This window comes from Streptomyces sp. NPDC048288, from assembly GCF_043201555.1.
In the GTDB taxonomy this organism is placed as follows: Bacteria; Actinomycetota; Actinomycetes; order Streptomycetales; family Streptomycetaceae; genus Streptomyces.
This window is the reverse complement of the sequence record NZ_JBICZD010000018.1, coordinates 137,171-148,860: the sequence shown is the minus strand read 5'-3', so window position 1 is coordinate 148,860 and position 11,690 is coordinate 137,171. Positions and strand designations below refer to the sequence as shown.

12 protein-coding genes are annotated in these 11,690 nt (G+C 71.6%); 9 read left to right on the top strand and 3 right to left on the bottom strand.

Annotated elements, in window-relative coordinates; translation table 11 throughout:
• Positions 1–117: 117 nt before the first annotated feature.
• The 6 genes from ACGFZS_RS44555 to ACGFZS_RS44530 are packed head-to-tail and all read left to right on the top strand — an operon-like array spanning position 118 to position 5,287.
• A complete protein-coding gene (locus ACGFZS_RS44555) occupies positions 118–984 on the top strand; it encodes an ABC transporter permease (protein WP_393799963.1) in 867 nt (288 codons plus the stop codon).
• Positions 985–1,015: 31 nt separating this feature from the next.
• Complete coding sequence (locus tag ACGFZS_RS44550) at positions 1,016–2,011, top strand: ABC transporter permease (RefSeq protein ID WP_393799962.1); 996 nt, start codon at positions 1,016–1,018, stop codon at positions 2,009–2,011.
• Between the two features lie 35 nt (positions 2,012–2,046).
• Positions 2,047–2,694 carry a cysteine hydrolase family protein gene (locus tag ACGFZS_RS44545; protein ID WP_393799961.1) on the top strand — a complete coding sequence of 216 codons (648 nt, stop codon included), beginning with the start codon at positions 2,047–2,049 and terminating at the stop codon, positions 2,692–2,694.
• A 28-nt stretch (positions 2,695–2,722) separates the two neighbouring features.
• Complete coding sequence (locus ACGFZS_RS44540; RefSeq protein WP_393799960.1) at positions 2,723–3,742, top strand: hypothetical protein; 1,020 nt, start codon at positions 2,723–2,725, stop codon at positions 3,740–3,742.
• 31 nt (positions 3,743–3,773) lie between these two features.
• Entirely contained in the window at positions 3,774–4,790 is a 1,017-nt protein-coding gene (locus ACGFZS_RS44535; protein WP_393799959.1) for a phosphotriesterase, read from the top strand.
• Positions 4,787–5,287, top strand: coding sequence for a RidA family protein (locus ACGFZS_RS44530; protein ID WP_393799958.1), 501 nt, complete (start codon positions 4,787–4,789; stop codon positions 5,285–5,287). Before ACGFZS_RS44535 ends, ACGFZS_RS44530 begins: the two co-directional genes overlap by 4 nt.
• 12 nt (positions 5,288–5,299) lie before the next feature.
• On the opposite strand, the gene ACGFZS_RS44525 is transcribed toward ACGFZS_RS44530, so the two are convergent.
• A complete protein-coding gene (locus ACGFZS_RS44525; protein ID WP_393799957.1) occupies positions 5,300–6,184 on the bottom strand; it encodes a helix-turn-helix transcriptional regulator in 885 nt (294 codons plus the stop codon).
• 203 nt (positions 6,185–6,387) lie between these two features.
• On the opposite strand from ACGFZS_RS44525, the gene ACGFZS_RS44520 reads away from it, so the two are divergent.
• Complete coding sequence (locus ACGFZS_RS44520) at positions 6,388–7,227, top strand: SDR family NAD(P)-dependent oxidoreductase (protein WP_393799956.1); 840 nt, start codon at positions 6,388–6,390, stop codon at positions 7,225–7,227.
• A 118-nt stretch (positions 7,228–7,345) separates the two neighbouring features.
• Here the strand turns inward: ACGFZS_RS44520 and ACGFZS_RS44515 are convergent, their stop codons facing one another.
• Positions 7,346–8,188 carry an alpha/beta fold hydrolase gene (locus ACGFZS_RS44515; RefSeq protein WP_393799955.1) on the bottom strand — a complete coding sequence of 281 codons (843 nt, stop codon included), beginning with the start codon at positions 8,186–8,188 and terminating at the stop codon, positions 7,346–7,348.
• Between the two features lie 189 nt (positions 8,189–8,377).
• Complete coding sequence (locus ACGFZS_RS44510) at positions 8,378–9,295, bottom strand: sigma factor (RefSeq protein ID WP_393799954.1); 918 nt, start codon at positions 9,293–9,295, stop codon at positions 8,378–8,380.
• A 243-nt stretch (positions 9,296–9,538) separates the two neighbouring features.
• On the opposite strand from ACGFZS_RS44510, the gene ACGFZS_RS44505 reads away from it, so the two are divergent.
• Both ACGFZS_RS44505 and ACGFZS_RS44500 read left to right on the top strand, forming a co-directional pair.
• Positions 9,539–10,303, top strand: a complete 765-nt coding sequence (locus ACGFZS_RS44505; protein WP_393799953.1) for an alpha/beta fold hydrolase — start codon at positions 9,539–9,541, stop codon at positions 10,301–10,303.
• A 23-nt stretch (positions 10,304–10,326) separates the two neighbouring features.
• Complete coding sequence (locus ACGFZS_RS44500) at positions 10,327–11,676, top strand: NAD(P)/FAD-dependent oxidoreductase (protein ID WP_393799952.1); 1,350 nt, start codon at positions 10,327–10,329, stop codon at positions 11,674–11,676.
• The last annotated feature ends 14 nt before the right edge of the window (positions 11,677–11,690 follow it).

Below are 11,690 nucleotides of genomic sequence, written 5' to 3'. Positions count from 1 at the left end.
GGTCAGCCCGGGGCCCGCCAGGACGCGGTGCGCCGCCCCCGGACACCGCACCGACCGTCCCCTCGACGCCGTATCCCGACCCCGCCACCGGCGGCGCACGACGACCGGAGGTCCCCGATGACCGCCCTCGGCTTCCTGACCGGCGGCCGGCAGCGCACCACCGCCACCTCGGCGGCGGGCCGCCTCCGTTCAGCGGCGGGAGACCGACTCGCCCTGGGGGCGCTCGCGGTGCTCGTCGCGCTGGCCCTGCTCGCCCCGCTGGTCAGCCCGCACAGTCCCGTCCTGCGCAGCGGCGAGGCGTTCCTGTCCCCGGGCAGCCCCGGCCACCTGCTGGGCACCGACGCCCTGGGCTACGACCTGCTGGCCCGCGTGCTGTACGGGATGCGGGCCAGCCTGTTCGCCGCGGCCGTCGTGATCGCCTCCGGGGTACTCGCCGGCGGTTTCGTCGGGGTTCTCGCCGGAGCCCTGCCCGGCTGGGCGGACTCGGCGCTCATGCGGGTGACCGACCTGTTCCTGGCCCTGCCGGGGCTCGTCATCGCGATGGCCGTCGCCGCCTCCCTCGGGGCGAGCTACCACAGCGCGCTCATCGGGATCGCGGTCGTGTGGTGGCCGATGTACGCCCGGCTGGTCCGCGGCGAGATCCGCGCCTGGGCGGCCCGCCCGCACCTGGAGGCGGCCCGGCTGGCCGGCGTCCCCTGGGGCCGGCGCGTGGTCCGCCACCTGCTGCCCGGCGTCCGCTCCACGATCGTCGTCGCCGCCAGCCTCGACGTCGGCTCGCTGGTCGTCGCCCTCTCCGCGCTGTCCTTCGTCGGCCTCAGCTCCCCGGCCCCCGCACCGGAACTGGGCGCCATGGCCGCCCAGGGCATGCCGTACCTGCTGACCTCCTGGTGGGTGCCGATCGTGCCGGGCATCGCGGTGATGCTGCTCGCCCTGGTCGCCAACTACGCGGGCGACGCCGTACGCGATCTGCTGCGCCGCCGGTGAACCCGCCCCCGCACCGGAAAGGACCCACCCCGTGACCTTCGCGCTGCGCCGCATCGCGGCGATGCTCGGCGTGCTGCTCGCTCTGACCGTGGCCCTGTTCACCCTGCAGCAGGTGTCCGGCACGGACCCCGCCAAGGCCTACGTCGGCGCCAACGCCTCCCAGGCCGCGCTCGACGCGGCCCGCGCCCGCCTCGGCCTGGACCAGCCCCTCGTGCCCCGCTATCTGCACTACCTGTCCGGCCTGCTCCACGGCGACCTGCAGAACTCGCTGCGCACCCGCACGCCCGTCGCCGCCGACCTCGCCGCCGTACTGCCCGCCAGCCTCGAACTCGCCTGCTGTGTCCTGTTCCTGGCCGTTCTGCTCGCCGCCGTCTTCGCCTACGTCTCGGCGATCGGCGCGCGCGGCGCCGGAATCCTGCGCGCCGTGCTGTTCTCGGGCGCCGCCGCCCCCACCTTCCTGCTCGGCATGGTCGCCGTCCTCGTCTTCTACGGCCGGCTGGGCTGGCTGCCGGCCGGCGGACGCACCTCCTTCCGGGACGCGCCGACCGGTCCGACCGGATTCCTGCTCGTCGACAGCCTCCTGGCCGGACGCCCCGAGGTGTTCGGCGACGCCGTCACCCACCTCGCACTCCCGGCCCTGTGCGCCGCGATCTCGCCCGCCGTCGCCATCGGCCGGGTCCTGGTGGACGGGCTCACCGCCAACCTGGCGGCCGACCACGCCCGCACCGCCCGCGCGGCCGGTCTCACCGAACGCGCGGTCCTGCTGCGGCATGCCGTCCGCAACTCCCTGGGGCCCACCCTGTCCATGGTCGGCATCCAGGCCGGCGCCCTGCTCGCCGGACTCGTCGTGGTCGAGAAGATCTTCGACTGGCCCGGAGTCGGCTCCTACCTGGACGCCTCCGTCGCCGCCGCCGACCTCCCGGGCATCACCGGGGTCGCGCTGCTCCTCGGCGTGGTCTACGTCGTCCTCAACACCGTCGTCGACGTCCTCCAGGTCCTCGCCGACCGCCGCCTGGCCCTCACCTGAGCCCCGTCACACCCGCACCGAGAGGAACCACCCGCATGAACACAGTCGGCAACACCGTGCTGATCGTCGTCGACATCCAGGGCGGAGACGTCGAACCGTCCGCCGCCCGCACCGAGATCCCCCACATGGACGGACGCGCCGAGCGGATGCCCAGGGTGCGCGAACTGATCCGCCGCACCCGCGAACAGGGCATCCCGGTCGTCTGGATCCAGGAGGTCCACAAGCCCAACCTCGTCGACATCGGACGCGAACTCGACGGTTCCGAAGGACCGCACTGCATCGAGGGCTGGCCGGAGACGGAACTGTCCCAGGGCCTGCGGCCGCGCCCCGACGAATTCCTGATCCGCAAGCGCCGCTACTCCGCGTTCTTCGGCACCGAACTCGAGATCGTGCTCAAGGCCTACCGCGCCGAGACCCTCATCCTCATCGGCGGACTCACCGACGTCTGCGTCCACTACACCGCCGTCGACGCCCACCAGCACGACTACCGGGTGCGTGTGGTCACCGACTGCGTCGGCGGATCCAGCAGGGAGGCCCACGACGCGGCACTGCGCGCCATCCACTACCTCCAGCGGGATGCCCTCGTCGAACAGCACGAGGTACTGCGCTGGCTGGACACCGCCGTGCCCAACCCCGAGGTCGAGCGGGCCGACCGCACCCACCTCGCCGGCCGTACCGCATGAGCGAGCTCCGCCGCACCGGGAGGCAACCGTGATCGAGACCGTCCTGGGCCCCGTCGACGCCTCCCTCCTCGGTCCGACCTCCATGCACGAGCACCTCCTGTCCGACGCCCGCGTCCTGCACCGACCCGCACGCGAACCACTCCCCGACGACACCCGGGTCGGCATCGAGAACCTGGGCTTCCTGCACTGGAACCTGCTGGCCCTGGAGGACAACCTCGTCCTGGACGATCCCGTGGCCACCGCCGCGGAACTCGCCCCCGCACGTGCGCTGGGCCAGTCCTGCGCGGTGGACCTCACCACCTTCGGACTGGGCCCCCGCCACCGCGAACTCCCCGCGCTCTCCCGGGCATCCGGCCTGCACGTCGTGACGGGCTACGGCGCCTACCTGGCCCGCTCCCATCCCGAGTGGCTGCGCGCCCTGGACGAACAGGCCCTGGAGAAACTGTTCCACGAGGCACTGACCGACCACATACCCGGCGTCGACTACCGCGCCGGACTCCTCGGCCTCCTCGGCACCGGCGCACCCCTCGACCCCGCCGAACGCCGCGTCCTGCGCGCCGCCGCCCGCGCGGCAGCGCGCTGCGGGGCCGCGGTCGCCGTCCGGCTCGACCCGGGCGCACGCCTCGGCGTCGACGTACTGGAACTGCTGACGGCAGCCGGACTGCCGCCCGAGCGCATCGTGTTCTCCAACGTCGACGAGTTCATCGACCTGCCCTACCTGCGTGAACTCGCGGCCGCAGGAACCACCACGGAATGGTGCTTCGGCAACGAGGCCTACTACCGCGACGGCTACAAGGACCCCACGGACGCCGAACGCCTCGATGCCGCACAGGAGTTCCTCGCCGAAGGCTTCGCCGACCGCATGGTCCTCGGCTGCTCGGTGTGGACCAAGACCCAGCTGCGCCGCTGGGGCGGGATGGGCTACGACCACCTTCTGCGCCGGATCGTCCCGGCCCTCCGCGACCGCGGCGTGCCCCGGCACCTGCTGGACACCCTGCTCGTGGACGGCCCCCGCCGCCTCCTGGACCGGCCCGCCACGACCGCCTGAACCGGCCGCACCCCCTTCCCCGAGGACACGCATGCCCCTTCACACGGTGCTGGGCCCGGTCGACGCCGGCACACTCGGCCCGACCTCCATGCACGAGCACCTCCTCAGCGACCTCAGACTGTGGGCGCGGCCCGCACCGCCGGACGAGGCCCCCCTGACCGGTCCCATCCGTCCGCACGACATGGCCCGGCTGCGCTGGAACGCCCTGTCCGTGCCCGACAACCTCGTCCTGCACGACCCCGAGGTCGCGACGGCCGAACTGACCGCGCTGCGCGCCGCCGGCGGAGCCGCCGTCGTAGAACTGACCCTGGACGGCATGGGCCGCCGCCTGGCGCGGCTGCCCGAGATGTCCCGCCGTACCGGCGTCACCATCTGCGTCGGCACCGGCTGGTACGTCGAGGCCACCCACCCGGAGGAAATCCGGACCGCCTCCGTCGACACCCTCACCGAACGGCTGCTCGCCGATCTGAGCGACGGCATCGACGACACCGGCATCAGACCGGCCCTGATCGGCGAACTGGGCACCGGCCACCCGCCCACCGGGGCGGAACGGCGCGTGGTGGCGGCCGCGGGACAGGCGGCCGCCATCAGCGGGTGCACCGTCAACGTGCACGTCTCCTTCCGCGGCCAGGACGCACTGACCCTCGTCGAACTGCTGCTGGCGCAGGGCATGCGGGCCGACCGCATCGTGCTCAGCCACATGGACGAGGTCCTCGACCGCTCCTACCACCGGGACGCCGCCCAGACCGGAGCCGTCCTGGAGTACGACACCTTCGGCACCGACTTCTTCTACGGCAGCCCCGACCTGCGCTCGCCCGCCGACCACGAACGCCTCGACATGGCCGAGTGGCTGCTCTCGGAAGGCCACACCGACCAGCTCGTGATCGGCTGCGACGTGTGGACGCAGTCCCACCTCCTGCACAACGGAGGCTTCGGCTACGAACACCTCTTCCGCCGCATCGCACCCGCTCTGGAACGCCGGGTCGGTTCCGAGGCCGTCCACCGCATCCTCGTCACCACCCCGCGACGCCTGCTGGACCGCCCGTGAACACCGTCGAGAGCGCGGAGACGCGCGCCGCCCGTCTCGGCCTGGAGATTCCCGACTACCGTGATCCCCCGTACGGAGGCCGCTACGGCACCGTCAAGGCCTTCCACCGCAGCGGACGCCTGCTCTTCCTCAGCGGCTACACACCGGAAGACCGGGCCGGCACCATCCTCCACCCCGGCCGGCTGGGCGACGACCTCACGCTCGGCCAGGGCCGGGAAGCCGCCCGCGCCGCCGCGATCAACGCTCTCGGAGGCATCCGGCTCGCCCTGGGCTCCCTCGACAGGGTCACCTCCATGGTCCGCGCCCTCTGCTTCGTCGTGTGCACCGCCGACTTCGAGGACGTCCACCAGGTCGCCTCCGGCGCCACCGACCTCCTCACCGAGGTCTTCGGTCCCCGCGCGGGCGTCGCGGGCCGCGCCACGATCGGAGTGATGCAACTGGCCCGTCGCAACTGCTTCGAACTGTGGCTCACAGCGGAGACCGACGACACGGATTGACCCTCCTGGGGCTCAGCGGTGCCGGACCCGAGCCGGTTTCGGGCCGGTGGGGCGGGCGTGCTGGGCGGCCCAGGTGGACAGCACAGTCAGCGCCTCCTCGGACGGGGATCCGGGGGCGGCGAGGAAGGTGTAGAGGATCTGGTCGGGGTCGCCCGGAAAGGTCAGTGTCTCGGTGTGGAGGGTGAGGTCGCCGACGATCGGATGGTGCAGGACCTTCGTGCCGTGGCTGTGGACGACGACCTTCTGTCCGGCCCACCAGCGCCGGAAACGCTCGCTCTTCATGGACAGCTCGCCCACGAGCTCGGCGGTGGCGGCATCGTCGGGGTTGCGGGCCGCATCCATGCGCAGGGCGCCCACGAACTCCGAGGCGACCCGTTCCCAACCGTCGCCGAAGAGCGACCGGGCGGCCTCGTCGAGCACCATCCAGCGGGTGACGTTGCGGTCCCGGACCGGCATCGCGTCGAAGTCGGCGAGCAGCGCGCGGGCCATACGGTTGGCTGCCAGGATGTCGGTGCGGCGCCCCAGCACGAAGGCCGGGGTGTCCCCGAGACGGGCGAGCAGCGCGTGCACACCGGGGCGCACCTTCTGCACGGCGTGGGACGCGCGACGGCGGCCCGAAGCCGGCTGACGGGCCACCGCGTGCAGATAGCCGCGTTCCGCCGGGTCGAGCCGAAGAGCGTTCGCCAAGGCGTCGAGAACGGCTTCCGAGGGGGTGATGGGCCTGCCCTGTTCCAGCCGCGTGTAGTAGTCCACGCTGACACCCGCCAGCGCCGCCAGTTCCTCCCTGCGCAGCCCGGGGACCCGGCGGGGCGTGGGGTCGTGGATGCCGAGCCCTCGTGGATCCATCGCCGCCCGCCGCGCGCGCAGGAAGTCGCCGAGCCCTTCGTTCCGGTCCATAGGTCCATGGTCGCGCGCGAGGGCCCGTGCCGCCGGGGCGAAGGTGGCCCTCCGGAACCCAGGAAGCGGCGGGCCGGCCGGGGGGCCGTCGTACACCTCTCCCGGGTGTTGCCTGGAGAGCGGAGACACCACCCAGGTGCTCCCTCTTCACTCCGATCGCCGCGCGCAGGGCGTACGGCTCGCTCTCCCCGGGAGTTCTCGACATGTCTTCCACTTGGCTCATCACCGGCGCGACCTCGGGCTTCGGCCGGCTGGTCGCCGAACGTGCGCTGTCCGCGGGTGCCCATGTGATCGCCGTGGGCCGGCGCGGCGACCGACTCGCCGCACTGGCCGACCGGGCCCGCCGGGCCACGCCGGGACAGCAGGTCACCACGGTGCCCCTGGACATCACCTCGCCCGAAGCGGAGGAGGCGCTCGCCACCGCCGTACGATCCGCGGGAAGGCTCGATGTCCTGGTGAACAACGCGGGCTACGGGATGTTCGGCTCGGTCGAGCAGATCGGGGCCGCCGAGGCCCGGGCGGTCTTCGACACCAACGTGCTGGCCAACCTCGCCGTCCTGCGCGCCACCCTCCCGGCGCTGCGGGCCGCCCGCGGCAGGATCGTTCAACTGTCCTCACTCCTCGGTCAGTTCGCCTGGCCCTCCGCGGGCCTGTACGCGGCGTCCAAGGGCGCCGTGGAACTGTTCAGCGAGGCCCTCGCCCACGAACTGGCCCCCACGGGAGCCAAGGTCACCATCATCGAACCGGGGACCTTCGCGACCGAGTTCGCCGCCAGCCTCCACGTCGTCGCCCCCAGCGAGGTCTACGTCCCGTCCGTGGGGAAGTTCCTCACGGACTTCGCCGCCCTGCCGCCCGAGGCGTTCGGGGACCCGGAAACCGTCGCGGACGCGATCATGGCGGTCACGGCGATGGCGGAGCCGCCGTTGCGCCTGGCCGTCGGCGCCGACGCGGTCGAGGGCATCCGCGCCTCCCTCCGCTCCCGCCTCGCCGAACTCGACCGCTGGGAGTCCTTCGCACACGTACCGGCCGAAGAGGGGGCCTGACCACCTCCGCGCCCCAGCAGGGCCGAACCATCCCGCCACGGCCCGGTGCCGTTTCGCCGTCAGCGCGCTCGCAGCCCGGACCACTGTTCTCACCTTGTACGAGGGACAGGCCCCGGGATCAGGCGGGCCCGCCGAGGACGGAGTGGGCGCGGAGGAACGCGAGGACCGAGGCGCTGAACTGTCCGGGCCGTTCGATGTGTGCGAGGTGTCCGGTGTGCTCCAGGATCGACAACTCGGCAGCAGGCAGGCTCTCGTGCAGGAGGCGGGCCCAGCGCGGCCCGCAGATGAAGTCCTGTCGGCCGGCGAGGACGAGTGCCGGGACGGTGATGGCGGGCAGCAGCGCGCGGACGTCGAACGGAGGGCCCTGCCCCCGGTTGGGAGCCGCGTACATCCGGAGCGACCGACGGGCGGGCGCGAACTCCTCCTCCCTGCCCCAGTAGTCGAAGAGATAGGCCGGCATCATCGTCCGCAGCACGGCGGTGGTGCCCTCGTCGTCCAGCCGGTCGAGCGGGGTGGTGAGGGCGTCGACGTAACCGGCCACCTCCGGATGGTCGCCGACATGGTCCTTCACGAACTGCCCCATGGCGGCGACCGCCGCCGACCAGAACGGTTCGTCGGTGACCGGCGACGTGTCGTAGAGGACCAGGGCAGCGAGTCGTCCGGGGTGGTCGAGGGCGTACCGCTGGGCGACGAACCCGCCATGGGAGTGGCCGAGCAGAGTGACCTTCGGCAACCCCAGATGTTCCACCACACCGTGCAGGAAACGTGTGTACGTGGCCACCGTGTAGCCGTGCGGATCGGGGAGCCGGCCGGAATCGCCTGTGCCGACCGGTTCGATGTAGACCATGGTCAGCGAGCGTTCGAGGTCCGGCATGCGCAGGTAGTCCCAGCCGATCCCCGGTCCGCCCGAATGGGCGACGCATACCGGGCCCGAGCCGGTGACGTGGTAACGCTGTTCCACGTCGGCGGTTCCCTGCGGGACAGTGATCGTGTGGGTGCCGGGTGACAGAGGTTGATGCGAGTGCTTCACATCTTCCGATGATCCGTCAGGGGCGGGCCCACTTCAAGAAAGAACACAACAGGTGATCACACTGTTATGAGACGTGTCGACTTCGTGGCATGACAGCGTGCGGTAGGCCGGCCCCGGACGCTACCGCGTGCGTGGGCCGTCCTCGGTCGGTGTTCCACGCTCGTCCAGAGGCGCGTGGAGTCGGTTCCAGCCGCGGAGTTTGTCGGGGTTGAGGACGGCCCAGACGTGGGTGACGTGGTGGTCGGTGACGTCGAAGCTGATCACGGCGGCGACCTGGTCGTTGTGGCCCACGACGATCGCGGTGCGGCCGTTGGCCGAGCGCAGGTGCAGCGTGGTGTGGGGGAGGGGGGTGAGCAGGGTGAGAAGGGTGTGGGCGACGTGCTGGTTGCCGTGGACGGGTCGGGTCAGGGCGCGGACTTTGCCGCCGCCGTCGAAGAACGCGGTGGCGTCGGGTGCCAGCAGGGCCGCCAGGTGCGTGGCGTCGGTCGTGGCACAAGCCTGCTGGACGGCGCGGACGATCCTGTCGTGCTGTCGCGGTGTGGTGGGGTGCGCCCGACTGTCGCGCAGGCTGCGGCGGGCGCGGTCGGCGAGTTCGGCGCATTCCTGCGGTGTCTGTCCCACGATGTCGGCTACCGTCTGCGGGGGCATGGCGAAGACATCGTTGAGGACGAAAGCCGCGCGTTCGACCGGGGGCAGGGTGTCCAGGGCATCGAGCAGGACGTCGCTGATGTCCTCCGGCAGTGCCCGATCGAGTCCGGTGGTGCCGCCGCTGTCGCTCTCGCCGGCGTGCACGGGCCGGCGGCCGGGCCGTGACAGGTGTGCCAGGCAGATGGTGCCCGTGGCCCTGGTGAGCCAGGTGCGCGGCTCGGGGATCCCTGTTCGCTGGGCGTCGGTCAGGCTGTACCAGCGCCGGTAGGTTTCGGTGACCGTGTCCTCGGCCTCGGGGCCGGTGCCCAACATCCAGTGGGCGACGCTGAGCAGATGCCGACGCTCGTCGAGCAGCTCCGCGATCGGTACCGTGTCACCGGCCTGGCCCATGTGGTGTCCTTCCTCTCATCCGGCACCACGTCGCCACCACCGCGATCGGATGGCAGTGCCCTCGACAGTGGAGACCGGACACGCACGTGTGGTGTGACATCGATGCGCGGCCGGTGCACAGTCCGCCACGAGCCCGGACATCAACTCCCCCCTCGTTCGGTCAGACAGTGTGGAAAACAGTGTGACAAGATGCGGTGTCGCTCTCATTCACGAGGCGCCGTCCACTCATGAAGGAATTCACCCATGCCTGCGATCCTGATCCACGGCGTACCTGACACTCACCATGTATGGGACGGTGTGCGACAGCACCTGACCAGGACCGACGTGGAGGCCTGGGACCTGCCCGGGTTCGGCGCCGCGCGCCCGGCCGGGTTCGGCTGCACGAAGGAGGAGTACGTGGAGTGGCTGATCGACCGCCTGGAGCAGGTCGGTGAGCCGGTGGACCTGGTCGGTCACGACTGGGGGTGCATTCTCACGCTCCGCGTCGCCGGCCTGCGTCCTGATCTGGTCCGCACCTGGGCGGGCGGCAACGGGCCGGTCAACGCCGGATACCTCTGGCACCCGTTGGCCAAGGTCTGGCAGGACCAGGTCGAGGGCGACCGCTTCATGGCCGAACTGCGCGCGGAGCCCTTCGCCGCCGACCTGGCGGCCGGCTTCGACGTACCCGTCGACCTGGCCAGGGAGATGGCGGGCCGCGTGGACGGGCCGATGAAGGACGCGATCCTCAGGCTGTACCGGTCGGCGCTCACCATGGGCGCGGAGTGGGAGCCGGGGCTGTCCGCGGTGTCGGCGCCGTGCCAGGTCTTCTGGGGGGCGCTCGACCCCGCCTGCCAGATCGAGTTCGGGCGCAAGCTCGGCGCCTCCCTGCACGGCTCCGAGGTGATCGAGATGGACTGCAATCACTGGCCGGTCCTCCAACGGCCCGCGGAGGTCGCCGAGATCCTGGAGCGGCACTGGAGCGCGCACGCCGTGTCACACCAAGGGATGCCGACCGGTCTAGAGGGGTGAAACCGAGAGGAACAGAGGACACCGTGCGCGAGATCTTGATCGTGGGTGGCGGCTACGCGGGTTTCTACACCGCGTGGGGCCTGGAGAAGAAACTGCGGCGCGGTGAGGCTCGCGTCACCGTGGTCGACCCTCGTCCGTACATGACGTACCAGCCGTTCCTGCCCGAGGTGGTCGCCGGATCGGTGGAGGCCCGCCATGCCGCGGTCTCGCTCCGGCGGCACCTGCGCCGCACCCGTCTGATCACAGGATCGGTGACGGAGATCCGCAACAGCGCGCACACGGTCACGATTCGGCCGGAGACCGGGCCCGACTTCGACCTCAGTTACGACCTGCTGGTGGTGACGGCGGGCGCCGTCACCCGCACCTTCCCGATCCCCGGGCTGAGCGACCAGGCGTACGGGCTGAAGCATGTCGAGGAGGCCGTGGCGATCCGTGACCGGCTGCTCACCTCGTTCGACCGCGCGGCGACCCTGCCGCGCGGACCCGAACGCCGCAAGCTGCTCACCGTCACCGTCGTGGGCGGCGGCTTCTCCGGAGTGGAGGGCTTCGGCGAGTTGCTGGGCCTGGCCACCGCGCTGCTCAGGCACTATCCGGAGATCGGCGCGGACGAGTTGGCCTTCCATCTGGTCGAGGCGCGGGGGCGGATCCTGCCCGAGGTCACCGACCGGCCCGGTGAGTGGGTGGTGCGCTCACTGGAGAAGCGGGGTGCGCACGTGCACCTGAACACCCAGCTCGTCTCCGCGGCGAGCGGGCGCGTCGTGCTGTCGGACGGCGAGGAGTACGAGTCGGGGCTGCTGGTGTGGGCGGCGGGCAACGCCTCCAACCCGATCGTGCACAACCACACCGACCTTCCCGTCGACGAACGTGGCCTGCTGACGGTGCGCGCTGATCTCCGGGTCGGCACGGACACCGAGGTCGTGGCGGACGTGTGGGCGGCCGGCGACGACGCCTCGGTGCCGGATCTCGCGGCCGGACGCCCGGACGCCCGCACGGTGCCCAACGCCCAGCACGCCGTCCGCCAGGGCAAGCTCCTGGCCAAGAACATCCTGGCGTCACTGCGCGGACGCCCGGCCAAGGACTATGTGCACCACAGCCTGGGCGTGGTGGCCACCCTGGGGCTGGGCCGTGGCATCTTCCAGTACCGGCGCCTGGTCATCAAGGGCTTCCCGGCCTGGCTGATGCACCGGGGCTACCACGTTCTGGCCGTACCGAGTTGGGAGCGCAAAGTCCGTGTGTTCGCCGTGTGGGCCACTGCCGTCTGCTACGGCCGCGACATCGTCTCTCTCGTCGCGGTCCAGCACCCGAGGGAGGCTTTCGTCTCCCGCGGCGCCCCACGTCGAAGCGAGGAACCCACGGACGTAGCCGCCGGATAGGCCGCCCATGACAC

Excerpts from the sequence above, each read along its gene's own strand:
- ACGFZS_RS44555 (WP_393799963.1), top strand. The coding sequence starts at position 118 with ATGACCGCCCTCGGCTTCCTGACCGGCGGCCGGCAGCGCACCACCGCC.
- ACGFZS_RS44545 (WP_393799961.1), top strand. The coding sequence starts at position 2,047 with ATGAACACAGTCGGCAACACCGTGCTGATCGTCGTCGACATCCAGGGC.
- ACGFZS_RS44535 (WP_393799959.1), top strand. The coding sequence starts at position 3,774 with ATGCCCCTTCACACGGTGCTGGGCCCGGTCGACGCCGGCACACTCGGC.
- ACGFZS_RS44525 (WP_393799957.1), bottom strand. The coding sequence starts at position 6,184 with ATGGACCGGAACGAAGGGCTCGGCGACTTCCTGCGCGCGCGGCGGGCG.
- ACGFZS_RS44520 (WP_393799956.1), top strand. The coding sequence starts at position 6,388 with ATGTCTTCCACTTGGCTCATCACCGGCGCGACCTCGGGCTTCGGCCGG.
- ACGFZS_RS44510 (WP_393799954.1), bottom strand. The coding sequence starts at position 9,295 with ATGGGCCAGGCCGGTGACACGGTACCGATCGCGGAGCTGCTCGACGAG.
- ACGFZS_RS44505 (WP_393799953.1), top strand. The coding sequence starts at position 9,539 with ATGCCTGCGATCCTGATCCACGGCGTACCTGACACTCACCATGTATGG.